This is a genomic window from Spiroplasma endosymbiont of Notiophilus biguttatus (assembly GCF_964030985.1).
GTDB lineage: Bacteria > Bacillota_I > Bacilli_A > Mycoplasmatales > VBWQ01 > Spiroplasma_E > Spiroplasma_E ixodetis_A.
The window spans coordinates 351,988-375,653 of the sequence record NZ_OZ034993.1 but is presented as its reverse complement, the minus strand read 5'-3'; the positions used below and the strand labels follow the sequence as shown (position 1 = coordinate 375,653).

Genomic DNA, 23,666 nt, shown 5'->3' with positions numbered 1-23,666 from the left:
ATATATAAATATAAAATAAATGTAAATAAAGTTAATATAGTATTTAAACTAAATATAATTAAAATTGCTATTTGCATTATTTATTTCTCCTTATTTAAATAATATCAACCAATTAATAAACTATCTGCTTCATCATGATTTGATATAGTTATATTTCATTCATATTTTTCATTTAAATAAACACATATATCTTCACTTATTTTTTTATTTCAATTTTTTAAAGAAATATTAGTAATATTATTATCTATATATCATTTCTTTCATGAAGAAGGACTTATTAACATATTTTTTGTTAATAATTTATTAAATGTTCCTGCAATAAAACCTCTTAAATGTTCTTGTGTTTCATAACCAATACCATTTTTACTATGAAAAGTACCACGTTCCATTAATAAATCATATTTATTCATATCTATTAAATAACTTATTTGTAATTGTATTTTTTCTCAATCATAATTATAATCTTTAAAACTATAACTATTTATTCAAATTGGTTTTTTATTTTCTCATAATGTAAAACCTGTATTTTTTATACTTGGGTCTACTGAAAGTAAATAATTATTCATAATTTCTATACTCATTTTTATTATTATTTTTTAAATTTTTAAATCTTTCACGAATTTCTTTAAATTTATCAAATAATACTTTTAAATAATTTTCACCCATTAATATTAAAAAATCTTTATTATTACTTGGATTTAATCTTTCCATATCTTCTCTTATACATTCATCAAATAAAACTGTATTTGTAATCATATATTTTTCAAAATAATCTAATTGTTTTTCACTTGGTTCTCATTTTTCATTAGATACTTTTATATTATTACTATAATTTTGTTGTTTATTATTATTTTGTATTAAATTAATACTATCATTATCTGGGTCAAGTTCATCTTCACTTAATAATAATAAATTCATTAAAAAATATCTATAAGCATAAGTTTCTGCACTACCTTTTGCTTTTGCTATATCTGTATTTTTAGCACAAGCAAGTATATCAAAATATTTAATTTCTTTATCATTATCTAAATCAATAATTGTATATCTTTTAAAATAAGTTATTTCTACTTCTTTAGTATCTAAATAATTTATTTTTCTATCAGTTGTTAATATATCTTCATGTGTAATCACAATATTTAATTCTTTACATAATAATTTAAATTTATTAAAAATATCACTTAATAATCAATATTTATAATTTCCAAATTTATTAAAACCATTTTTAGGTGTACTACCAATTTCTAATTGTAATTTAAGTATTTTTTTATATAAATTATTCATTATTTATCACTCTTTCTATTTATTTATTGCTTTTTTAATTAAACTTCTTATAAAACCATTAATTTTCATATTTTTTTCTTCACAAATTTCTTTTAATTTTTCATAATCTTTTTCAGTAAATCTTAAATGAACAATAATTTGTTTAATCATTAAATCTTCTGGTTTCTTTTTAGGTGCTGCTACCATATTTATTCACTACTTTCTTTTAACCTTTAATAATTCTTTTATAATCAATAATTGCTTGTTGTAATTTGTTTACATCTTCATATGTAAAATAATCAAAACGAATGTTTAATTCACAATCAGCATCAATGGTAATTTCTAAATCTTCATATTTACTATTAAATTCTTCTTTTAATTCTTCAAATTTTTCTATTAATTTCATTGCATTTTGTAATTCTAATTTATTCATATTAAACTCCTTTAAAATTTTCTAATTGTAATTCATTAATATAATATTCATATAAATAATCTCAATTATTTGATGTTAAATACATATCGTTTTCAATCATTTCATCAATACATTTATTACAATAATAAGTATTTTCTAATTCAGAAAATCATATATATTTTTCATTATGGATATTACATTTCATTATTTTCACCTATTAATTTATAAAAACATTTATTACAAGTTCTATTTGCAAATGATGAATTTTTATTACATATATCACATGAACCAAATATTTTTTCAATTTCTTCATATTTTAAATATATTCTTTTATCTTCTTTTAAATTCAACATAATTATTTACTCTCTTTCTATAATTTTTAATATTTCTTGTATTTCAATATATTTTTGATTTTTAAGTAATTTTTCATTACATAATTTTTTTATTAATTCAATTTTTTCAACATTTAATAACATATTAATTTCCTTTAATACTTTAAATAAAATATTTTTTCATTATGAGTTTCTATATTTTTCATTGGTGTAATAATATAATTTATTGCTAAATCATTATGTTTATATGGATTATTGATTTTAAAACTTTTCATATCTTGTTCTCATGTAATGTTATATTTAAAACATTCTTGATTTTTATCATTTTTAAAAATATAATAACCATTATATTGTTCATAAAATTCACAAGATATTAATTCATTTTCATTTGTATTAATATTTGGAATATTTTTAATATATTTTAAAATATCACTACCTTTAACACTTTCAATATCTTTTGTTATTGATTTTTTACCTAATTTATAATAAAAATCTTCAATTATTTTTAATGCTATTTTTTTATTTTTTTCATCAATAATAGTATCTTTAATAGGAAATCATGTTTCATATTCACCAATTTCTAATAACATACCTTTAGTTGTTTCTTTAATTTTATTTTTAATATCTAAATTAACATTAATCATTACATATCCTTTCTATGTATAAGCTTTATCACCTATAGGTGATAAAAGTCTTATATACTACTAACTAATACTTCTACTACTATATGTAAGGCTTATGCTACTGTAAGTAGCATAAGCCTTGGAGGGTAGGGGTTCTAGGGGAAGGGAACCAAAAAATATCAAGTTTTAAAAGAGCAACACAAAAATTACTATTGGTTAATTCCAGCACAATAGCCTAAATAATTTTTTATTTAGTTATGTAATAATTAATTACTTTAATAAAGTGCTGGTTTAATAAAATAATTAATTATAATTGTTTAACAATTAAAAAATGAGAGTATTATCTCTCATTTAAGTTTTTATTAAATCTAACCATTAACTTGATACGCCCGTAATTTTACGACTATTCAATCAGATTTAGGTTCTGCTAATACAAGCGAAATTGTTAGTAAAGTTTTTAATACAAGTACTAATCTAATTCATTCAAAAAGTCTATCAGGTTTTAAAGGTAATCAAGTTAGTGAATGTTTAAATCGTTGAATTAAAAGAGATTTTAAAATGATGTTTGGTAGCACTTTTGAAAGTATGGAAAGTTTTAATAAAATATTAGAAAAATTTGTTAGATATTGAAACAATGATAGAATAGTTATTAGATTGAAAATGCCTCCAAATCAATTTGTACAGATTTGAAGACAAGAAAGTAAACTTATCTAACCAATGCCCAATTTCACTTTATGAATTTATTTTATGATTTAAAAATAATGAATGAGATCGTGAAAAATATAAATTAAACAATACAATCAATAATATTTTACAACCAGGATTAATTATTAAAATTGAATATAAAAATGATAATTTACAATATAAGTTACCATGATCAAATTTTATTTATTTAAAAACAGAAAATGATAATTATTTAGTATTGGCAGTTCCCGATAGTGAAGAAGCTAATTTTCAAATATTAAATAAAGAAGGCAGAAAAATTTTGATTAAAAAATTAATTGAAGAGGAAAAATATTGTTTTTTATCTAGAAAATTTTGTAATTTATACACTAAATTTACATTAGTTGAAGATAATTTTTTAAGTGAAAAGGAAGTAAACAAAATTTTAAAAAAAATAGAAGTATTAGAAAATATTAAAACTATTGAAAATGAAACTCCTCAATTAAAAAATAACGGAATTTTACCATATGAACAAGTTAATCACAAAAAATATTTTTCTTATAATGGTATTCATACAAATACAATAGAAAGTTTTTGAGCAATATTAAAAAGAGGTTTTATTGGCCAATTTCATTGAGTTTCAAAAAAATGACTCCAATCTTATTTAAATGAATTTTGTTTTAAATATAATAACCGTAAAGAAAAAATCACATTTAAAAATATCATAATTAAATTATTTATTAAGAATTAAGTGTTAACCAATAAGCGTAAAATTCCGAAAAATAATAAACAAAAAGAATTTTTTCAAGCAAAACTTAATGAAATATTTCAAAAAATTGAAGAAGAATATCAGTCACTTATAACATCATTAAAAGAAATTTTTCCTATTGAAAGATTAAAAGTTATTAATAGTTCAAAGACGATTGATAATAGTGAAAATGTAGGAACTAAAAATGAAGATTATTTATTATTTGAAATGATTATTAAATATATTGATACATATATAGAAGATTTAATTCCAAAAATTAAAGAAAAAGTTGAAAAAGAATGAGAAGAAACCGAAGATGAAGATTGAGATGCAGTTGAAGCAATAACTACTGCTTTCAAATCTGAGTTTAAAAAAAAAGATACTGAAATTGAACATTTAAAAAAAATTATTGAAGAAAAAGAAGAAAAAATTGCACAACTAGAGACACAATTAAAAAATGTGCTACCTAAAAAAATAGTCCAGTTATGAGTTTTAATGATATAAAAGAGCAATGTGATTCAGAATTTTACCAATTTTAGAAAATAATTTTGATGAACTTCAACAAAGTAAAGAAAGTGATTCTAGTAGAAATTTATCTTCAACTTCACTTACTTCTTATTAAAATATTCATGTCAAAATTTAATTAATAGACTTACTGCATAACTAGTTAACTTTTTATTTTTTTGTTATTATTAAAATAAAATTTGAATAGTTAAGGATAAACTTTATGACATATTTTGAATTAAAAGATAAATCTGATCAATATTTTCGTAAAATAGTGGGTATTAATAAACTCGTTTTTAACGAAATTTTAAATATTTTATTAGAACATCAAAAACTCAAAACTACTATTGGTGGAAGGCCATATAAAATGTCAATAGAAGATCGACTAGTAATGAGTTTAAGATATTTATATGAAAATCGTACATATCATAGTATTGGTGCTGAGTATGGTATGGTTGATACTACTGCTTTACGAAATATTCGTTCAATTGAAGATATTTTAATAAAGAATAATAAGTTTAATAATTTAACAAATAAAAATATTTTTTTAAAAAGAAGAATTAAAAAATAAAATTTTGATAATTGATGTAACAGAGGTAGAAACAGAACGACCAAAATATAACCAAAAAGATTGATTTTCTGGTAAAAAATGAATGCATACTGTTAAGTTTCAAACCGTAATTAATGCAAATACTAATGAAATTTTAAATATTTTTTCTGATATTGGTAAAAATCATGATTTTAAAACTTTTAAGAATTCAAAGTTAAAGTTTTTACCAGAAACTATAATTCTTGCAGATAAAGGTTATCAAGGTTTACAAAAAATTCATGCTAATACATTTTTACCCATTAAAATTAGCAAAAATAATCCTAAAACAAATAAAACCAAAATCTTTAATAAGATTATTAATAAAACTCGTAGAAAAATTGAACATGTTTTTGCATTTTTAAAATGTTTTAAGATTATTGGTTATAAATTTAGAAAAGCCAGAAAACGAATATTTTTAAGATTTAATTTAATTGCAGGATTTTATAATTTATCATTAAAACTTAAAAACGTTATGCAGTAAGTCTACTTTAGCAACTGGTAAAAGATATACAAATCAAATTATGGGAATGGAATTTTATGAAAGTTTTTATTTAGAACAAGATTTTATTCATGATACTGTTTCTGGTATGCATTTAGAAAAAGATTATAAATTATTAAATTTATTTGGAGTAGTTTATAACAGATATATGTGAGGTATGCCTATTTCATTTACAAAAGTAAGAAATAAATTAGATAATGCTACAGATAATATTCGTATTATTGGTAAAGTATTATATTCATTACCAGCAGCAATAAGACCTAATTTAATGTATATAATTCAAGAAAAAATGCCAACAGTAGATGAAATTAAAGAAGCAAGAGCAAAAAATTATAAAGTTGATGCAACTAATATTAATGCAACATATCAATCAACTGATTATGATAATATGAATATTTTAGATTTACAAGATGTTATTTATTATAAAAATTTAGGAAAAATTACTATGGCAGGAACCACTCCTACTAATGATGAATTAGAAACTGTAATAGTAAATATTGGTAATAATGGTTATGAAAAAGGTAAAGTAACATTTAGTAATATTACATCAACAAGTGCTACTATTTCTGGTAATAATAAAGATTATTATGGAACAGTAAAATTAGAATTTACTAAAGACTTACTGCATAACGTTTTTAAGTTTTAATGATAAATTATAAAATCCTGCAATTAAATTAAATCTTAAAAATATTCGTTTTCTGGCTTTTCTAAATTTATAACCAATAATCTTAAAACATTTTAAAAATGCAAAAACATGTTCAATTTTTCTACGAGTTTTATTAATAATCTTATTAAAGATTTTGGTTTTATTTGTTTTAGGATTATTTTTGCTAATTTTAATGGGTAAAAATGTATTAGCATGAATTTTTTGTAAACCTTGATAACCTTTATCTGCAAGAATTATAGTTTCTGGTAAAAACTTTAACTTTGAATTCTTAAAAGTTTTAAAATCATGATTTTTACCAATATCAGAAAAAATATTTAAAATTTCATTAGTATTTGCATTAATTACGGTTTGAAACTTAACAGTATGCATTCATTTTTTACCAGAAAATCAATCTTTTTGGTTATATTTTGGTCGTTCTGTTTCTACCTCTGTTACATCAATTATCAAAATTTTATTTTTTAATTCTTCTTTTTAAAAAAATATTTTTATTTGTTAAATTATTAAACTTATTATTCTTTATTAAAATATCTTCAATTGAACGAATATTTCGTAAAGCAGTAGTATCAACCATACCATACTCAGCACCAATACTATGATATGTACGATTTTCATATAAATATCTTAAACTCATTACTAGTCGATCTTCTATTGACATTTTATATGGCCTTCCACCAATAGTAGTTTTGAGTTTTTGATGTTCTAATAAAATATTTAAAATTTCGTTAAAAACGAGTTTATTAATACCCACTATTTTACGAAAATATTGATCAGATTTATCTTTTAATTCAAAATATGTCATAAAGTTTATCCTTAACTATTCAAATTTTATTTTAATAATAACAAAAAAATAAAAAGTTAACTAGTTATGCAGTAAGTCTTAAAAAATAATTATGGAATTTATATATAAATATTTTAATGAAAAAGCACATATTACTATTTATTCTGCTAAACCAGAAGATTTAACCACAAGTAATGATATTAGAGCAATTTTATTAGATGAATATCCTAAATTAAGAAATGATTATTTTATAGTAAGTGATGTACATGATAGTTATGCTATATGTGTTGGAGATAATATTCATTGTGAAGGTAAAGTAATTATTAAAATAGAAAAACAAACTAATTTATTAAAAGGAGTAAATGAAAATGCCAAATGACATCACTATACAATCAAATAATTATACTTTATTAAAAGTAATTCGTTCTTCAATAAGTCCATTATTAGCAATGATTGGTACAAGTGCATATTATGGTCAAGTAATTGCAAATCCAGTATTAGGTTCAATTAATAGTTTAGACTTACTGCATAACGTTTTTAAGTTTTAATGATAAATTATAAAATCCTGCAATTAAATTAAATCTTAAAAATATTCGTTTTCTGGCTTTTCTAAATTTATAACCAATAATCTTAAAACATTTTAAAAATGCAAAAACATGTTCAATTTTTCTACGAGTTTTATTAATAATCTTATTAAAGATTTTGGTTTTATTTGTTTTAGGATTATTTTTGCTAATTTTAATGGGTAAAAATGTATTAGCATGAATTTTTTGTAAACCTTGATAACCTTTATCTGCAAGAATTATAGTTTCTGGTAAAAACTTTAACTTTGAATTCTTAAAAGTTTTAAAATCATGATTTTTACCAATATCAGAAAAAATATTTAAAATTTCATTAGTATTTGCATTAATTACGGTTTGAAACTTAACAGTATGCATTCATTTTTTACCAGAAAATCAATCTTTTTGGTTATATTTTGGTCGTTCTGTTTCTACCTCTGTTACATCAATTATCAAAATTTTATTTTTTAATTCTTCTTTTTAAAAAAATATTTTTATTTGTTAAATTATTAAACTTATTATTCTTTATTAAAATATCTTCAATTGAACGAATATTTCGTAAAGCAGTAGTATCAACCATACCATACTCAGCACCAATACTATGATATGTACGATTTTCATATAAATATCTTAAACTCATTACTAGTCGATCTTCTATTGACATTTTATATGGCCTTCCACCAATAGTAGTTTTGAGTTTTTGATGTTCTAATAAAATATTTAAAATTTCGTTAAAAACGAGTTTATTAATACCCACTATTTTACGAAAATATTGATCAGATTTATCTTTTAATTCAAAATATGTCATAAAGTTTATCCTTAACTATTCAAATTTTATTTTAATAATAACAAAAAAATAAAAAGTTAACTAGTTATGCAGTAAGTCTTTTATTATTTGGTAAAAAATTAGGTTTAGATATATGAAATTTAAATCAAAGACCAAATACTAAAACTAAATTAATTAATAGTTCTAAAAAAATCTTATTAGGTTTAGGAACAATTGGATTATCAAATTATGCTAAATTTACTAATTCTTCAATTAATCCAAATCCTAATCCATTTCCAGATTTATTATTAAAAAATAATAAATTAATGGATTGAGATACATATATTAGTTTAAATGCTTATGGTATTTCAAATCTTATTAATGGAATTCTAGAATTAATTCCTAATAGATTTGAAACTATACGTAAAATAGCAAATATGGCTACTGGTGGTTGTTTAATAAGTAGTGGTGTTGCTATGGGTATTAATAATAATTTTAATAATTATTTTGCTATTCCTACAATTATTGCCGGTGCAAGTGAAATAATCCATAATTTATTACCTATGGAAACTACAAATCATGTAGAAGAAATGCAAGAAACACCATTTAATAATGAAACTGCAAGATTAATTAATAATAATAGATTTACTATTAATAGTGAAACAACTAGTCAATATGGTAGTGATAATATGAGTGAAGTACCATTAAATTATGATAATGCTTCATTAAATTGAGATTATAATCACATGAGCTTATAATGTTACTTTTAATTATTAGAATTATCTATTCTGCATTAGAAACTAATGATATTAGAACTGCAATTATTAGTTTATTAAAGTTATATAGTAAAAATCAAAGTTTAAAATCAGTTTTAGATAGTGAAAATGTTAGTGAAGAAGAAATTAACCAACCATATTCAACTTTTAATCCAAATATTATTAAAAAACTTATTTCAATTTTAAAACCTAGTGAATTAACGGAATTAAAATCACAATTAGATAAATTAGTATTTAAACCTATAAAAAAAGTTAATAATTTGTTTAAAGAAGATAAAAAAGATATTAATAGTAATGATATAGAAAAAGATAATAAAGATGATAATGGTTGAGTAATATTATCAAGTTCATGATTTAAAAAAGGTTTATTTTATAAATCAAATAAATTATTAAAAGTTGGAATATTACAAGGTTTATTTCAAAGTGATACATCTAAAAATAAACGTTGATATGGTGTATATACTTATCCAAATGTACCAGAAGAAACTTGAAATTTAATGAAAGTTCAAAAAGGTAAAAATGGTAATGGTGCTGGAACAATATTTTGAAGATATTTTTTAAGAGGGTTTTTACCAAGTCAAATACGTTTATATGTAAAGAAACAACTTAAAGAACAGAAAGGTATTAGTAAAGGTAAACAACGTTATAACGTTATTAAATCAACTAATATTAATGTTTTAAAAACAACTGCATTTATTAATAGATTAGAACGTGGATTTTTTAAACTTAAAGATTTTAAAACTTTGCCAAAAACTGAATTAGGTAGTAGAGCATGAAGAGTAGAAAGAAAAGAATATTTAACTTTTCATAAAACTAATAATTTAAATAAAAATATTGGTATTTCAATTTATAAAAATAAAAGTAAATATAAAACATGAAAGTAGGTGGTAATTATTATTGAATTAGATAAACCAATTAAACCAATTGGTATATGAAATACTATTAATCCATTAAGTAAAGATAATAAAGAATATAAAAGATTAAATAAGATTTGATTTAATAAAAATAGTACTCATATTGATAAAATTAAAATTTTAATATCAAATATTTTAAAAATAACTAGTCATAGTCTTGGTATGTTAATAACATTATTTTTTACAATAACACCTTGATTAATACCTAAAATACCAATATCAATGGGAATAGGAAATTATACTAATGAATATAATTTTACTTGACCTGACCATTTAATATTAACTTTATTTCCTATGTTTGGTCATATTAGTTTAAATATTATTACTAAATTAGGTAATTATGGAAAATTAATTAAATATATATTAATAACAATACCAATTATTATTACAAGTCCATATTTAATATATCAATATAAAAATATTAAAAAACATAAAAAAGAATGTCATTTATGTAAACAACATTCAAATAAAATACAATTGGAGGAATAAAAAATGAATTTTTCAATAGAATTAATATCAGCAGTAATAGGAGGAGCAGTTGCTAGTGGAATATGTATTACTTTAGCATTTCTATTATTTGGTAAATCAATTAAAAAATCAAAACAATCTAATTTAGCAAAAGAATTAAAACATAATAGACTTACTGCATAACGTTTTTAAGTTTTAATGATAAATTATAAAATCCTGCAATTAAATTAAATCTTAAAAATATTCGTTTTCTGGCTTTTCTAAATTTATAACCAATAATCTTAAAACATTTTAAAAATGCAAAAACATGTTCAATTTTTCTACGAGTTTTATTAATAATCTTATTAAAGATTTTGGTTTTATTTGTTTTAGGATTATTTTTGCTAATTTTAATGGGTAAAAATGTATTAGCATGAATTTTTTGTAAACCTTGATAACCTTTATCTGCAAGAATTATAGTTTCTGGTAAAAACTTTAACTTTGAATTCTTAAAAGTTTTAAAATCATGATTTTTACCAATATCAGAAAAAATATTTAAAATTTCATTAGTATTTGCATTAATTACGGTTTGAAACTTAACAGTATGCATTCATTTTTTACCAGAAAATCAATCTTTTTGGTTATATTTTGGTCGTTCTGTTTCTACCTCTGTTACATCAATTATCAAAATTTTATTTTTTAATTCTTCTTTTTAAAAAAATATTTTTATTTGTTAAATTATTAAACTTATTATTCTTTATTAAAATATCTTCAATTGAACGAATATTTCGTAAAGCAGTAGTATCAACCATACCATACTCAGCACCAATACTATGATATGTACGATTTTCATATAAATATCTTAAACTCATTACTAGTCGATCTTCTATTGACATTTTATATGGCCTTCCACCAATAGTAGTTTTGAGTTTTTGATGTTCTAATAAAATATTTAAAATTTCGTTAAAAACGAGTTTATTAATACCCACTATTTTACGAAAATATTGATCAGATTTATCTTTTAATTCAAAATATGTCATAAAGTTTATCCTTAACTATTCAAATTTTATTTTAATAATAACAAAAAAATAAAAAGTTAACTAGTTATGCAGTAAGTCTAATGAATAAAATTTTACCATATGAACAAGTTAATCACAAAAAATATTTTTCTTATAATGGTATTCATACAAATACAATAGAAAGTTTTTGAGCAATATTAAAAAGAGGTTTTATCGGCCAATTTCATTGAGTTTCAAAAAAATGACTCCAATCTTATTTAAATGAATTTTGTTTTAAATATAATAACCGTAAAGAAAAAATCACATTTAAAAATATCATAATTAAATTATTTATTAAGAATTAAGTGTTAACCAATAAGCGTAAAATTCCGAAGAATTTTTATATGGTGAGTTAAATACTGAGGTTCAAACTTTGGATTGAGATAATATTAATGGTAGAATAATGCTTTCTTTACAAATGCAGAATGATACAATTGCTATTATTAGTGACCCTACAAGATATGGTCAACTTTTAAAATTAGAAGAATTACAGGAATAATATTATGAATAAAGAATTTACTTATTTACATGCAATTAGTTATTGATTATTAAATAAAAATGATTTTACTCATAGTGAATATAATTTAAGTGGAAGTAGATATTCAAGTAAAACATATAGTATTGCAGAAGAATTAGCAATATTACTTGCAATATCAATTAAAGTTAATAAATCAATTGCTATCTATTGTTTTAGAAAATTAAATAAAGATATTAATGATTTAGTTAAAGAAATATATAATGCTTTAATAACAATTCATTTTAATGATTATAAAGATTTTACTTTAAAATATCCAAATAAACAAGCAGATTTTAGATTTAAAGGTAGTAAATCATTTATTAGAGTTATGGGTGTATATAGTAATTCAAATGATAGAATACCTTTAAAAGGGCTTTCTAGAAGTGAAATTAAAGGTTTTGATTTAGCAATTGAATGATGTGAAGAAGCAAATGAATTTAGTCAACAAGAATTTCAAGCAATTACATTTGCATTAGGTAATGCTAAAAAAAGAATTAAAATAAAAAGTTGTAATCCAGATAATATTTATCAATATTTTATTGAATATATGAATAAAATAGTACCTTTTAATTTAGAAATTATGAAAGAAAATAATGAACAAATTAAATCAGTATTTGATAATAATATATTTAAATTATTTCATTATTCAAATTGAAAAGTAAATTCTCATAATTTAACATTAGATATGATTAATGATTTAGAAGAATTAAAAGTATTAGACCCTATTAAAGCACAAAGTTGATATTATGGGGTACCTAGTATTCTTACTGGTGCTATATTTGCAAGATATTTAGATAAAGTAGGTACTAAATTAGATTTTCAAGTACAAAGATTAACTGGTGGATTAGATATTGGTATGGCAACAAGTAGTAGTGGTCATCCAACTGCTGCTTCATTATGATTTATTGGTGAAAATGAAAACGGAAGAAGAGCACATAAAGAAAGTGAATTTTATCATAGTAATGTTACTATGCAATATAAAGATACTGATACATTAGCAAATGATATTATTAATTATTATTTAAATGAAAGTAAACGTTATATAGCAATGTTATTTGGTTTTATTTGTTATGTTGATTATGGTAATGGTGGATTAGTATTTATTGATGTTTTAAAAAGTTGAGTTAAAAAACGTAATATAACATGATTAAAATTTATAGCAGTAGATAAATCAATTTTATATTTAAATGATAGAATTGATTTTACAACAATTTGTATGCTTAAAAATATTATTAGTTTTAATTGAGAAAAATGTTCAGAAACTAAAAGACAATATAGTTTAATGCAATGATTAGATAAAAAGAAATTAGATAGTAATAATAATACTCCTAAAATGTTAGATTTACATGATGATACTTGAGATAGTGATATGTATGCTTTAATGCATGAAATGAAATGATTAATTAATGGTATTAATAATAAATTATTAATTAATAAAAATAAATTTAATGGTGATGAATTATGATAAATACAATGGAATATTTAAGTTGTGATAAATCAAATTGATATATTGATATACCTATGATTATTGCTCAAAAATCAACTAAATTATGATTAGGTAAAGGTTTTTTATTTAATTCAAGTAAAAAAGAAATATTAGATTATTTAAATGAAATGAATTTAAAAGATAAATGATTAGAAAAATTTTATAAATTTGGTTTACAAAATAGTTTAATGGGTAAAGTATTTATTATGATTATAGTTAATGAAGATAATAGTAAATCACTTAAAATATTACCTAATAGTTTTTGTGGTAGAGTTGCTAAATATAATAGACTTACTGCATAACGTTTTTAAGTTTTAATGATAAATTAGACTTACTGCATAACGTTTTTAAGTTTTAATGATAAATTATAAAATCCTGCAATTAAATTAAATCTTAAAAATATTCGTTTTCTGGCTTTTCTAAATTTATAACCAATAATCTTAAAACATTTTAAAAATGCAAAAACATGTTCAATTTTTCTACGAGTTTTATTAATAATCTTATTAAAGATTTTGGTTTTATTTGTTTTAGGATTATTTTTGCTAATTTTAATGGGTAAAAATGTATTAGCATGAATTTTTTGTAAACCTTGATAACCTTTATCTGCAAGAATTATAGTTTCTGGTAAAAACTTTAACTTTGAATTCTTAAAAGTTTTAAAATCATGATTTTTACCAATATCAGAAAAAATATTTAAAATTTCATTAGTATTTGCATTAATTACGGTTTGAAACTTAACAGTATGCATTCATTTTTTACCAGAAAATCAATCTTTTTGGTTATATTTTGGTCGTTCTGTTTCTACCTCTGTTACATCAATTATCAAAATTTTATTTTTTAATTCTTCTTTTTAAAAAAATATTTTTATTTGTTAAATTATTAAACTTATTATTCTTTATTAAAATATCTTCAATTGAACGAATATTTCGTAAAGCAGTAGTATCAACCATACCATACTCAGCACCAATACTATGATATGTACGATTTTCATATAAATATCTTAAACTCATTACTAGTCGATCTTCTATTGACATTTTATATGGCCTTCCACCAATAGTAGTTTTGAGTTTTTGATGTTCTAATAAAATATTTAAAATTTCGTTAAAAACGAGTTTATTAATACCCACTATTTTACGAAAATATTGATCAGATTTATCTTTTAATTCAAAATATGTCATAAAGTTTATCCTTAACTATTCAAATTTTATTTTAATAATAACAAAAAAATAAAAAGTTAACTAGTTATGCAGTAAGTCTAATACTTTTTTTTATTAAATTAGCAAAAAAATTGTTCGTACTTCTCCCCACATGTACTTGTGGAGGGAACAATGAAACTGAATGAGTTCAACAATGTTTTTCAAACTGAACAGCAATGTCTTGCATATATAGCAAATTTGAAAGAAAACAAATGTATTAGGTGTTCTAGTTTTAATTTGAATACTTCTGATTTAAAAAGAATAAGATGTTTGAAATGTAATCAAACATTTAGTATTTTCACGGGTACCATATTTTCAAGGTCACAAACATCTTTAAGATCATGATTTTACCTCATCTTTAGATGAATAAACACACAAACATGGAATTCTGTCAACTGATGTTTCAAAAGAATTGAGAGTGACCTTAAAAACAGCATGGAGAATGGGTCATAAAATTAGAAGACGTATTGCAAAACAAGAACCTCAATTTATTGTTGAAGGCACAGTGCAAATTGATAAAATGTATCTTTCACATATGGCTTTTAAAAAACAAGGAAGATCCTTGAAAAATAAAACATTGATTGTTGGCATTTATGAAAAAACAACTAATAATTTAATTGTGAAAGTATTGAAAAATGTAAAGAGTAAAAGTCTTTTGAATTTTTCAAGAAGCCACATTTCTTTAAAATGTCATGTATATACTGATGATTGAAAAGGATATTGCGATTTCAAATTGGTTTTCCCAAAACATAAAACAGTTAATCATCAAGATGGTTATGTTTCAAAAACTGGTGTAAATACCAATCAAATTGAATCAGTTTGAAAACATATAAGAAGAACATTTAAAACACATATCAAAGTTGCAAAACATCATGTTTATTTATATGCCAAAGAAGCTGCATATAAATTCAACAAGATACCTAGTTTTGAAATTGTAATGCTGTGTTTAATTTAAAAATGTGGGGAAGAAGTCCGTAGATACGCTTTTCTCAGCATTTATGTGATAAAATTAAAAAATAGTACATAAAGAAAAGCGAAATTGTTATTATTATATTTATTAAATATGATTGTATTTTTCAAAGAGGAATAATTTGTGTTTTTATTATATAAGCAAAAATTTAAAGATTGAAGATTTTTATATAAATTATTAAGCTGTATATTAATTTTTATTTTATCAATATTGACTATCATCTTTTCTGTATTTACTGAATTTTGATATGTTAATACTAGTAATAAAGATAATTTTTATAATTCTATAGTATTGCAAAACTTTGATATAATGTTATCATTTTGGTCTTCTCAAACAATATTTATTGTTAATATTTGATTTTTATTTTCTTTAATTTATCATCAAAAAGAGCAGACAAATAAATTCACTAATATTTATAGTCAAATTAATTTAACAATATATATAACTATTACTGCTCTTATTTTTTGAGTGGGAATATTTATTGATAGTGTTTCAAAGTTAGATTTAGAACTTAGTTGATTTTGAAAATTAAATAATTTATCTTTATTTTGTTCCTTTTTAGATCATTTAGTATCACCAATATTGATGATTATTTTTTTAATTTTAACGTTTAGAAAAAATAAATTTAATATCAATATTAAAAAACAATTTATATTAGTAGTTATTTATCCAATTATTTATCTAACTTATATTTATATTAGAGCTAGCATTTTACAAGCAAATGATGTTAAAAATTTTATTTATCCTTATAATATCCTCAACTTTAATTATTCAATTATTGGAATTCCATTATGAATTAATAGTATCTTAGTTATAATGTTAATTATTAGTACTATTATTAGTACTACGTTATTTTATTTGTGAATTAATAAATTTTATTATAAAACAATTAAAGAACAAATAATAATGCAAATAAAGTAATATTTCTGTAAATCTTAACAATAAATATTAAGCTGATTCATGGTAAAATATAAATATATATTTTAAAATAGGTGAGGTAAGATGGCATTCTTAAAAAGAATTGAAGCATATGGTTTTAAGTCATTTGCAGAGCCTTTAACAATAGAATTTGATACTAATATTGTAGGTATTGTTGGCCCTAATGGTTCTGGAAAGTCTAATATTAATGATGCTATTCGTTGAGTTTTAGGTGAACAATCAGTTAAATCATTACGTGGTGAAAATAGTGAAGATATAATTTTTAATGGTGCTAAAGGCAAACAGCCATTAAATAGTGCTCAAGTTACTTTAGTTTTTGATAATACTAATAAAATATTTAAAGTTGATTTTAATGAAGTACAAATTACTAGAAAAACTTTTCGTAATAGTTCAGAAAATGAATATTACATTAATAAAGCTCGTGTTCGTTTAAAAGATGTACAAGAAATTATTATGGGTACAGGTTTAGCTAAAGGTTCACTTGCAATTATTAGTCAAGGTAATGTTTCACGATTTGCTGATTCTAAGCCAGAAGAAAGAAGAACTTTATTTGAAGAGGCTGCGGGTGTTTCAAAATACAAAAAGAGGAAAGAAGAGTCATTACGTAAATTAGAGCGTACTAATGAAAATTTAGTTCGAGTTAATGATATTATTAGTGAAATAAGTAGAAAAATTGAACCATTAGCAAAACAAGCACAGAAATCTAAAACTTATGTTGAATTACGTGATAATTTAAAAAAATATGAAATTACTATTATTGTTAAAGATTTGGAAACTTATCATAATCAATTAAAACTTACAACAGTCACTATAAATGATAATGAAATTTTACAACAACAACTTAATTTAAGTATTAGTAAGAATGAACAACAATTAAAATTTTTAAAAAATAAAAGTTATGATTTAGATAAAAACATTAATAGTTTAGAAATGAATTTATCTAATGTTAATAGTTTATTGCAAGTTTTAGAACAACAAAAATCGTTAATGAAAACAAAACAAAGTGAAATAAAAGATCAAACAGAAGTTGAAAAATTAAAAAATGAAATTGAAACTTTGCTTACTATTATTGAACAAAAAACTTTTTTGCAAAAAAAAGAACAAGAAAATTTTGATAAAATTAATAATTTATTTGAAGAACTAAATGTTCAACATCAAGATTTAATTTTAGGACAAAATAATATTCATCGTGGTTTAGGCGAAAAAAAAGCACAATTAGAATCGGTAATTAATTATCAACAACGACAAAATCAAAAATATTTGGGTGTTCAAACAATTTTAAATAATAAAGATAAACTATATGGCATCATTGGAGTAGTGAGTGATTTAATTTCGGTGCCCGATCTTTATAGTGAAGCGATTGTTAAAGTATTAGGCAATACTTTAAAAAATATTGTTACGGCTACTAACAAAGATGCAACCAAGGCTGTTGAATTTTTAAAACAAAATAAAGCAGGAATTGCCACTTTTTTACCTTTAAATTCAATTCAAGTTCGAACAGCGACTAAAGAAGATGAAATTATTGTTAATAGTAAATCGGGTTATTTAAGTTTTGCTCATCATTTAGTTACAGCAGTTGATAGTAGAATCCACCCGGTTATTAATTTTCTTTTAGGTCGTACTATTATTTGTGAAGACTTAGAAAGCGCAAGAGTTATTTCACAATTAATTGCTGCTAAATACCAATGTGTAACTTTAGATGGTCAATTAATTAAAGCTGGTGGTGCCATTGTTGGAGGTTATCAATATCAAAATAATATTAATGTTTTTGTTTTTAAAGAAAAGTTAATAGTTTCTGAATTAAAAGAAGAAATTAAATCATTAGAACAACAATTAGTTAATATAAATGTCCAAAGAACAAGTATTGAAAGCGAATTAAATAATTATCAAGGTCAAAAGTTGACAATTACTTTAACAATAAATAAATTGATTAGTGAAATTAGTGATATCACTAATCAATCACAATTATTAACTACTCAATATCAAACATTAACTGGTAAAAAATTAGATATTGATACTACAAACCAATTAAATGATATTTTTATTCAATATGAAAATTCTAAATATGATCAAGCAACAATAAAAAGTCAATTACAATTAATTCGTAAACAGAAACATCAATTATTAGAACAAATGCAAACTTTAGAAAATGAATTATATAGTTTAAATCAAGAACATTTTATGACTAGTGATAAATTAAATAATCAAAAGCTTGAACAAGTAAAAATGGAGTCAAAAGTAGAACAACATTTAAGACGCTTAGTTGAAACTTATAATTTAACTTATGAATATGCTAGAGAACATTATAGCGAACCATTAGCAGATGAACAACAAGCACGTAATTTGGTACAACAATTACGTAGTGAAATTGAAGATTTAGGATTTGTAAATATTAATGCTATTGAAGAATTTGAAAATGAAAATGAACGTTATTTACGTTTAAAAACTAAACATGATGAATTACAATTAGCATCACAATCGTTGTTAACAACTATTGATGAAATGGATAATGTTATGGTAACGCAATTTGACGAAACAATCAAAGCTATTAATATGGTATTGCCCGAAACATTTCAAACTTTATTTGGTGGAGGAACTTGTAGTTTACGATATACATCACCTGATGATATTTTAAATACAGGTGTGGAAGTACTTGCTAATCCTCCTGGTAAAAGAATTAATAATTTAAACTTGTTATCAGGTGGTGAAAAATCATTGGTTGCATTAGCGGTATTATTTGCTATTTTAAAAGTCAAGCCGTTGCCATTGACAATATTAGATGAGGTTGAAGCACCATTGGATCCAGCAAATTTAGAGCGTTTTGCTAGATATGTTCGTAGTTTTTCACAATATACACAATTTATTATTGTTACTCATCGTCCAGGAACAATGGAAAATTGTGATGTATTATATGGTACAACTATGCAAAATCAAGGAATTACGAAAATGGTAGCCATTAAATTAGCAGATGCTAAAAAAATTATTGAAAGCGATAAATCAGCGAAAAATGTTAATTATGTCGTTTAAATTTTTATGTTATATTAAAATTAATATTTATTAAAAACAGACCTGTGAAATAGGTCTGTTTTTAATAAATTTAAGTATTATTTTTTTTATTGTGATGAAACATTAACGATTCATGTTGGTGTTAAACCAACCATATCAATAATAACTCCATTATCATTATCATAGTCAGAAATTTGTCATATGTATCATTGTGCAATTAATATTGCTGCAACTGCACCAATTATTGCAGCTAATGCTGGTAAAGCAACACCTAGGACAGCAGAGACTGCTCCTATTCCTGAACCAATCGTATTATTTAATTTATGTAATGTATAATAGACTTACTGCATAACGTTTTTAAGTTTTAATGATAAATTATAAAATCCTGCAATTAAATTAAATCTTAAAAATATTCGTTTTCTGGCTTTTCTAAATTTATAACCAATAATCTTAAAACATTTTAAAAATGCAAAAACATGTTCAATTTTTCTACGAGTTTTATTAATAATCTTATTAAAGATTTTGGTTTTATTTGTTTTAGGATTATTTTTGCTAATTTTAATGGGTAAAAATGTATTAGCATGAATTTTTTGTAAACCTTGATAACCTTTATCTGCAAGAATTATAGTTTCTGGTAAAAACTTTAACTTTGAATTCTTAAAAGTTTTAAAATCATGATTTTTACCAATATCAGAAAAAATATTTAAAATTTCATTAGTATTTGCATTAATTACGGTTTGAAACTTAACAGTATGCATTCATTTTTTACCAGAAAATCAATCTTTTTGGTTATATTTTGGTCGTTCTGTTTCTACCTCTGTTACATCAATTATCAAAATTTTATTTTTTAATTCTTCTTTTTAAAAAAATATTTTTATTTGTTAAATTATTAAACTTATTATTCTTTATTAAAATATCTTCAATTGAACGAATATTTCGTAAAGCAGTAGTATCAACCATACCATACTCAGCACCAATACTATGATATGTACGATTTTCATATAAATATCTTAAACTCATTACTAGTCGATCTTCTATTGACATTTTATATGGCCTTCCACCAATAGTAGTTTTGAGTTTTTGATGTTCTAATAAAATATTTAAAATTTCGTTAAAAACGAGTTTATTAATACCCACTATTTTACGAAAATATTGATCAGATTTATCTTTTAATTCAAAATATGTCATAAAGTTTATCCTTAACTATTCAAATTTTATTTTAATAATAACAAAAAAATAAAAAGTTAACTAGTTATGCAGTAAGTCTAATGTATAATGATTTAATCCAATAACATGGTAAGCAAAATAATATTGATAATAGTTTTCGCCACCTGCATATGTTGCTACGTTATTTTTTGTTAGATATTTTCAAACGCTATTTTCAGCAGTAATATTAGATAAATCAACATTACTTACTTTTTTTATATCTTGGTTTAAAATAGTATTAACAGCTTCTGTTTTTTGATTAGTCTTTAAGTTACTACTTAAATTTCCTACAGTTGTACCAAGTGTTAAAACACTTAGGGCAGTAATTAAATTTTTCATTTTAAACACCTTCTTTATATATATGTTATAAATTAAAAGGATATTTTGGATTAATAATAGTTTCTATAAATTTTAGGAATGATAATATTAATCCAAAACTAGGAAATATTTTCTATCCATCTTAATTTTAACACTTTAAGTATTAATATAAAAGGCAAGCAAAATTAACAATATATTAATTATTTTATTGTTATAATATTATTTTTAAACTTTGGTAATTTATTAGGATTAGTAATTCCTGAATAATTTGCAAAGTTACTATGTTCTGTTACTTTTTTTACATTTCATGTTGAAAGGTCTTGATTGAATAATTTAGCACCATAAAACATAAAATTCATATATACTGCATTAGAAGTATTTCAATTTGAAATGTTTTGATTGAATGAGGTTGCACCATAAAACATAAGACTAAAACGGTTTATATTAGATACAATTCATGTTGAAAGGTTTTGATTGAATGAGGTTGCATTTGCAAACATAACAAAAGTACTTTTTACATTAGAAACATTTCAATTAGTAATATTACTATTAAATGAAGTGGCTCCATTAAATGTAAAATTCATATTTGTTATATTGGAAGTATCTCATGTTGAAAGGTCTTGATTGAATGAGGTTGAACCTGTAAACATATTTTTTAAAGATGTTATTTCTGGTGGTAATTTGTCAGGTACTTTTTCAATTGTTTTTGGCATTCTAACAACTTGAATTTCTCCTAATATATTTTTAAAAAATCCAATTTGAATAATTTCTTTACTATTTATCTTTGATAAGTCTCTTTCACTAGTTGTTATTTGTTTACCATCTTTGTCAATATAAATTGTGTCTTGTTGAGTTTTATTTTGAATATAGTTAGTTGTAATATTATTTTTTTGTATAGTTGAGTTTAAAAAACTTGTTAAATTTCCTGTGGTTGTTGCAAGTGTTAAAATACTTAATGTTTTTATTAATGTTTTCATTATGAAAACCCCCTTTTTGTTTTTCCAATAACTTCTTAAATTTAAGAAGTTAACTATATTTTAGTGCTTTTAAAAATAAATGCAATTAACTATTTTTGTATATTTGTATTAATAACAAATTATGAAATACTACAATAACTATTATCTTTGTTAGTTCATCGTTGTTTACTTTGTATATCACTAGAATTTACCTTATTAACATCTAATTTGTCATTTATTTTTTCTTTTTTAATATTTTTATTTTTTTCTCTTTCTCTTAACAAATCTTGTGTATAATATATATTAACTATTTCAGTTATTGATGGTATAATTTTAATTCCCCTTTATTTTAAAATTAAAAATTCAATTACTTTAAAACTAAAGTTAATTATAAACTTATATTATGTAAGTTTATAATTGAATTATATATTTAAAATATAGATTTTAAATATATTTTTGTACAAAATTAAAATATAAATCTAAGTTATTAAACTTATTTCATTAGTTGTTATAATTGAAATATATTTAATATAATTTAGAGGGGTATTTATTATGGATTTTTATATTATACTTTGAATATTTTTACGGACTTCTCTCCACATGTACATGTGGAGAGAACAATGAAACTGAATGAGTTCAACAATGCTTTACTGAACAGCAATGTCTTGCGTATATAGCAAATTTGAAAGAAAACAAATGTATTAGGTGTTCTAGTTTTAATTTGAATACTTCTGATTAAAAAGAATAAGATGTTTGAAATGTAATCAAACATTTAGTATTCTCACGGCTACCATATTTTCAAGGTCACAAACATCTTTAAAATCATGATTTTATCTCATCTTTAGATGAATAAACACCAAACATGGGATTCCGTCAACTGATGTTTCAAAAGAATTGGGAGTGACCTTAAAAACAGCATGGAGAATGGGTCATAAAATTAGAACACGTATTGCAAAACAAGAACCTCAATTTATTGTTGAAGGCACAGTGCAAATTGATGAAATGTATCTTTCACATATGGCTTTTAAAAAACAAGGAAGATCCTTGAAAAATAAAACATTGATTGTTGGCATTTATGAAAAAACAACTAATAATTTAATTGTGAAAGTATTGCAAAATGCAAAGAGTAAAAGTCTTTTGAATTTTGCAAGAAGCCACATTTCTTCAAAATGTCATGTATATACTGATGATTGAAAAGGATATTGCGATTTCAAATTGGTTTTCCCAAAACATAAAACAGTTAACCATCAAGATGGTTATGTTTCAAAAACTGGTGTAAATACCAATCAAATTGAATCAGTTTGAAAACATATAAGAAGAACATTTAAAACACATATCAAAGTTGCAAAACATCATGTTTATTTATATGCCAAAGAAGCTGCATATAAATTCAACAAGATATCTAGTTTTGAAATTGTAATGCTGTGTTTAATTTAAAAATGTGGGGAGAAGTCCGTAGATACGCTTTTCTCAGCA

The 23,666-nt window shown here is 22.3% G+C and carries 40 protein-coding genes; 21 read left to right on the top strand and 19 right to left on the bottom strand.

The window, feature by feature from the left end; translation table 4 throughout:
• Positions 1–80: 80 nt before the first annotated feature.
• The 7 genes from AAHM85_RS02195 to AAHM85_RS02165 all read right to left on the bottom strand — a co-directional run bounded on the left by AAHM85_RS02195 (position 81) and on the right by AAHM85_RS02165 (position 2,648).
• A complete protein-coding gene (locus AAHM85_RS02195) occupies positions 81–566 on the bottom strand; it encodes a hypothetical protein (protein WP_342260828.1) in 486 nt (161 codons plus the stop codon).
• Entirely contained in the window at positions 559–1,281 is a 723-nt protein-coding gene (locus tag AAHM85_RS02190) for an ERF family protein (RefSeq protein ID WP_342260827.1), read from the bottom strand. Before AAHM85_RS02190 ends, AAHM85_RS02195 begins: the two co-directional genes overlap by 8 nt.
• A 15-nt stretch (positions 1,282–1,296) precedes the next feature.
• Complete coding sequence (locus AAHM85_RS02185; RefSeq protein ID WP_342260826.1) at positions 1,297–1,467, bottom strand: hypothetical protein; 171 nt, start codon at positions 1,465–1,467, stop codon at positions 1,297–1,299.
• Positions 1,468–1,486: 19 nt separating this feature from the next.
• A complete protein-coding gene (locus AAHM85_RS02180) occupies positions 1,487–1,693 on the bottom strand; it encodes a hypothetical protein (RefSeq protein WP_342260825.1) in 207 nt (68 codons plus the stop codon).
• Position 1,694: 1 nt separating this feature from the next.
• Positions 1,695–1,877: a hypothetical protein gene (locus AAHM85_RS02175; protein ID WP_339046861.1), complete on the bottom strand. Its 183-nt coding sequence runs from the start codon at positions 1,875–1,877 to the stop codon at positions 1,695–1,697.
• Positions 1,867–2,025 (bottom strand): hypothetical protein, encoded by a 159-nt coding sequence (locus AAHM85_RS02170; protein ID WP_342260824.1) that lies wholly within the window; start codon positions 2,023–2,025, stop codon positions 1,867–1,869. The genes AAHM85_RS02175 and AAHM85_RS02170 overlap by 11 nt, the downstream gene beginning before the upstream one ends.
• A 134-nt stretch (positions 2,026–2,159) precedes the next feature.
• Positions 2,160–2,648 (bottom strand): hypothetical protein, encoded by a 489-nt coding sequence (locus AAHM85_RS02165; RefSeq protein ID WP_342260823.1) that lies wholly within the window; start codon positions 2,646–2,648, stop codon positions 2,160–2,162.
• A 537-nt stretch (positions 2,649–3,185) separates the two neighbouring features.
• Between AAHM85_RS02165 and AAHM85_RS02160 the strand changes: the two genes are divergently transcribed.
• The 6 genes from AAHM85_RS02160 (at position 3,186) to AAHM85_RS02135 (ending at position 6,276) form a co-directional block, all read left to right on the top strand.
• Positions 3,186–3,341: an IS3 family transposase gene (locus tag AAHM85_RS02160; protein WP_342260555.1), complete on the top strand. Its 156-nt coding sequence runs from the start codon at positions 3,186–3,188 to the stop codon at positions 3,339–3,341.
• On the top strand, positions 3,304–4,041 hold the full coding sequence (locus tag AAHM85_RS02155) for a transposase (protein ID WP_342260822.1): 738 nt from the start codon (positions 3,304–3,306) through the stop codon (positions 4,039–4,041). Before AAHM85_RS02160 ends, AAHM85_RS02155 begins: the two co-directional genes overlap by 38 nt.
• Positions 4,042–4,542 (top strand): hypothetical protein, encoded by a 501-nt coding sequence (locus AAHM85_RS02150; RefSeq protein ID WP_342260821.1) that lies wholly within the window; start codon positions 4,042–4,044, stop codon positions 4,540–4,542.
• 223 nt (positions 4,543–4,765) lie between these two features.
• Positions 4,766–5,113, top strand: coding sequence for a transposase family protein (locus tag AAHM85_RS02145; protein ID WP_342260488.1), 348 nt, complete (start codon positions 4,766–4,768; stop codon positions 5,111–5,113).
• A 4-nt stretch (positions 5,114–5,117) separates the two neighbouring features.
• Positions 5,118–5,612 (top strand): transposase family protein, encoded by a 495-nt coding sequence (locus AAHM85_RS02140; protein ID WP_342260487.1) that lies wholly within the window; start codon positions 5,118–5,120, stop codon positions 5,610–5,612.
• A gap of 40 nt (positions 5,613–5,652) precedes the next feature.
• Positions 5,653–6,276 (top strand): hypothetical protein, encoded by a 624-nt coding sequence (locus AAHM85_RS02135; RefSeq protein WP_342260820.1) that lies wholly within the window; start codon positions 5,653–5,655, stop codon positions 6,274–6,276.
• Here the strand turns inward: AAHM85_RS02135 and AAHM85_RS02130 are convergent.
• Both AAHM85_RS02130 and AAHM85_RS02125 read right to left on the bottom strand, forming a co-directional pair.
• The gene (locus AAHM85_RS02130; protein ID WP_342260487.1) at positions 6,250–6,744 is read right to left on the bottom strand and encodes a transposase family protein; all 495 of its coding nucleotides are present in this window, start codon (positions 6,742–6,744) and stop codon (positions 6,250–6,252) included. The genes AAHM85_RS02135 and AAHM85_RS02130 overlap by 27 nt on opposite strands.
• A gap of 4 nt (positions 6,745–6,748) precedes the next feature.
• A complete protein-coding gene (locus AAHM85_RS02125; RefSeq protein WP_342260488.1) occupies positions 6,749–7,096 on the bottom strand; it encodes a transposase family protein in 348 nt (115 codons plus the stop codon).
• Between the two features lie 91 nt (positions 7,097–7,187).
• Between AAHM85_RS02125 and AAHM85_RS02120 the strand changes: the two genes are divergently transcribed.
• Positions 7,188–7,475: a hypothetical protein gene (locus AAHM85_RS02120; protein ID WP_342260819.1), complete on the top strand. Its 288-nt coding sequence runs from the start codon at positions 7,188–7,190 to the stop codon at positions 7,473–7,475.
• Positions 7,444–7,623 (top strand): hypothetical protein, encoded by a 180-nt coding sequence (locus AAHM85_RS02115; RefSeq protein ID WP_342260818.1) that lies wholly within the window; start codon positions 7,444–7,446, stop codon positions 7,621–7,623. Before AAHM85_RS02120 ends, AAHM85_RS02115 begins: the two co-directional genes overlap by 32 nt.
• Here the strand turns inward: AAHM85_RS02115 and AAHM85_RS02110 are convergent.
• Together AAHM85_RS02110 and AAHM85_RS02105 are read right to left on the bottom strand one after the other, a co-directional pair.
• Positions 7,597–8,091, bottom strand: a complete 495-nt coding sequence (locus AAHM85_RS02110; protein WP_342260487.1) for a transposase family protein — start codon at positions 8,089–8,091, stop codon at positions 7,597–7,599. The two genes, AAHM85_RS02115 and AAHM85_RS02110, sit on opposite strands and share 27 nt — an antisense overlap.
• A gap of 4 nt (positions 8,092–8,095) precedes the next feature.
• A complete protein-coding gene (locus AAHM85_RS02105; protein WP_342260488.1) occupies positions 8,096–8,443 on the bottom strand; it encodes a transposase family protein in 348 nt (115 codons plus the stop codon).
• A 284-nt stretch (positions 8,444–8,727) separates the two neighbouring features.
• Between AAHM85_RS02105 and AAHM85_RS02100 the strand changes: the two genes are divergently transcribed.
• From AAHM85_RS02100 to AAHM85_RS02085, 4 genes are read left to right on the top strand one after another with little or no spacing between them, the layout of a single operon-like run.
• On the top strand, positions 8,728–9,159 hold the full coding sequence (locus AAHM85_RS02100; protein ID WP_342260817.1) for a hypothetical protein: 432 nt from the start codon (positions 8,728–8,730) through the stop codon (positions 9,157–9,159).
• Positions 9,159–10,061: a hypothetical protein gene (locus AAHM85_RS02095; protein WP_342260816.1), complete on the top strand. Its 903-nt coding sequence runs from the start codon at positions 9,159–9,161 to the stop codon at positions 10,059–10,061. Before AAHM85_RS02100 ends, AAHM85_RS02095 begins: the two co-directional genes overlap by 1 nt.
• Entirely contained in the window at positions 10,062–10,580 is a 519-nt protein-coding gene (locus tag AAHM85_RS02090) for a hypothetical protein (protein ID WP_342260815.1), read from the top strand.
• A 3-nt stretch (positions 10,581–10,583) separates the two neighbouring features.
• Entirely contained in the window at positions 10,584–10,742 is a 159-nt protein-coding gene (locus AAHM85_RS02085) for a hypothetical protein (RefSeq protein WP_342260814.1), read from the top strand.
• Here the strand turns inward: AAHM85_RS02085 and AAHM85_RS02080 are convergent.
• On the bottom strand, positions 10,732–11,226 hold the full coding sequence (locus tag AAHM85_RS02080) for a transposase family protein (protein ID WP_342260487.1): 495 nt from the start codon (positions 11,224–11,226) through the stop codon (positions 10,732–10,734). The two genes, AAHM85_RS02085 and AAHM85_RS02080, sit on opposite strands and share 11 nt — an antisense overlap.
• Positions 11,227–11,230: 4 nt before the next feature.
• Positions 11,231–11,578, bottom strand: coding sequence for a transposase family protein (locus tag AAHM85_RS02075; RefSeq protein ID WP_342260488.1), 348 nt, complete (start codon positions 11,576–11,578; stop codon positions 11,231–11,233).
• Between the two features lie 80 nt (positions 11,579–11,658).
• Here AAHM85_RS02075 and AAHM85_RS02070 point away from each other — a divergent pair, with 80 nt between their 5' ends.
• The 4 genes from AAHM85_RS02070 (at position 11,659) to AAHM85_RS02055 (ending at position 13,901) form a co-directional block, all read left to right on the top strand.
• Positions 11,659–11,901: a transposase gene (locus tag AAHM85_RS02070; protein WP_342260813.1), complete on the top strand. Its 243-nt coding sequence runs from the start codon at positions 11,659–11,661 to the stop codon at positions 11,899–11,901.
• Between the two features lie 68 nt (positions 11,902–11,969).
• Positions 11,970–12,095, top strand: coding sequence for a hypothetical protein (locus AAHM85_RS02065; protein WP_342260812.1), 126 nt, complete (start codon positions 11,970–11,972; stop codon positions 12,093–12,095).
• Positions 12,096–12,099: 4 nt separating this feature from the next.
• On the top strand, positions 12,100–13,581 hold the full coding sequence (locus AAHM85_RS02060) for a hypothetical protein (RefSeq protein WP_342260811.1): 1,482 nt from the start codon (positions 12,100–12,102) through the stop codon (positions 13,579–13,581).
• Complete coding sequence (locus tag AAHM85_RS02055; RefSeq protein WP_342260810.1) at positions 13,575–13,901, top strand: hypothetical protein; 327 nt, start codon at positions 13,575–13,577, stop codon at positions 13,899–13,901. Before AAHM85_RS02060 ends, AAHM85_RS02055 begins: the two co-directional genes overlap by 7 nt.
• Positions 13,902–13,930: 29 nt before the next feature.
• Here AAHM85_RS02055 and AAHM85_RS02050 read toward each other — a convergent pair whose 3' ends face one another.
• Together AAHM85_RS02050 and AAHM85_RS02045 are read right to left on the bottom strand one after the other, a co-directional pair.
• Positions 13,931–14,425 (bottom strand): transposase family protein, encoded by a 495-nt coding sequence (locus AAHM85_RS02050; protein ID WP_342260487.1) that lies wholly within the window; start codon positions 14,423–14,425, stop codon positions 13,931–13,933.
• A 4-nt stretch (positions 14,426–14,429) separates the two neighbouring features.
• Positions 14,430–14,777: a transposase family protein gene (locus AAHM85_RS02045; RefSeq protein ID WP_342260488.1), complete on the bottom strand. Its 348-nt coding sequence runs from the start codon at positions 14,775–14,777 to the stop codon at positions 14,430–14,432.
• Between the two features lie 138 nt (positions 14,778–14,915).
• Between AAHM85_RS02045 and AAHM85_RS02040 the strand changes: the two genes are divergently transcribed.
• From AAHM85_RS02040 to AAHM85_RS02025, 4 genes are all read left to right on the top strand, one after another.
• Positions 14,916–15,248: a hypothetical protein gene (locus AAHM85_RS02040; protein WP_342260809.1), complete on the top strand. Its 333-nt coding sequence runs from the start codon at positions 14,916–14,918 to the stop codon at positions 15,246–15,248.
• A complete protein-coding gene (locus AAHM85_RS02035; protein ID WP_342261688.1) occupies positions 15,214–15,750 on the top strand; it encodes an IS1595 family transposase in 537 nt (178 codons plus the stop codon). The genes AAHM85_RS02040 and AAHM85_RS02035 overlap by 35 nt, the downstream gene beginning before the upstream one ends.
• Before the next feature lie 1,017 nt (positions 15,751–16,767).
• On the top strand, positions 16,768–19,731 hold the full coding sequence (locus AAHM85_RS02030; RefSeq protein ID WP_342260808.1) for an AAA family ATPase: 2,964 nt from the start codon (positions 16,768–16,770) through the stop codon (positions 19,729–19,731).
• A gap of 180 nt (positions 19,732–19,911) precedes the next feature.
• Positions 19,912–20,046 carry a hypothetical protein gene (locus tag AAHM85_RS02025; protein ID WP_342260807.1) on the top strand — a complete coding sequence of 45 codons (135 nt, stop codon included), beginning with the start codon at positions 19,912–19,914 and terminating at the stop codon, positions 20,044–20,046.
• A gap of 5 nt (positions 20,047–20,051) precedes the next feature.
• Here AAHM85_RS02025 and AAHM85_RS02020 read toward each other — a convergent pair whose 3' ends face one another.
• The 4 genes from AAHM85_RS02020 to AAHM85_RS02005 form a co-directional block, all read right to left on the bottom strand.
• Positions 20,052–20,546 carry a transposase family protein gene (locus AAHM85_RS02020; RefSeq protein WP_342260487.1) on the bottom strand — a complete coding sequence of 165 codons (495 nt, stop codon included), beginning with the start codon at positions 20,544–20,546 and terminating at the stop codon, positions 20,052–20,054.
• A gap of 4 nt (positions 20,547–20,550) precedes the next feature.
• Positions 20,551–20,898, bottom strand: coding sequence for a transposase family protein (locus AAHM85_RS02015; RefSeq protein ID WP_342260488.1), 348 nt, complete (start codon positions 20,896–20,898; stop codon positions 20,551–20,553).
• A 60-nt stretch (positions 20,899–20,958) separates the two neighbouring features.
• Positions 20,959–21,255: a hypothetical protein gene (locus AAHM85_RS02010; RefSeq protein WP_342260806.1), complete on the bottom strand. Its 297-nt coding sequence runs from the start codon at positions 21,253–21,255 to the stop codon at positions 20,959–20,961.
• A gap of 179 nt (positions 21,256–21,434) precedes the next feature.
• Positions 21,435–22,211: a BspA family leucine-rich repeat surface protein gene (locus AAHM85_RS02005; RefSeq protein ID WP_342260805.1), complete on the bottom strand. Its 777-nt coding sequence runs from the start codon at positions 22,209–22,211 to the stop codon at positions 21,435–21,437.
• Positions 22,212–22,943: 732 nt separating this feature from the next.
• Here AAHM85_RS02005 and AAHM85_RS02000 point away from each other — a divergent pair.
• Complete coding sequence (locus tag AAHM85_RS02000; protein ID WP_342260804.1) at positions 22,944–23,627, top strand: IS1595 family transposase; 684 nt, start codon at positions 22,944–22,946, stop codon at positions 23,625–23,627.
• The last annotated feature ends 39 nt before the right edge of the window (positions 23,628–23,666 follow it).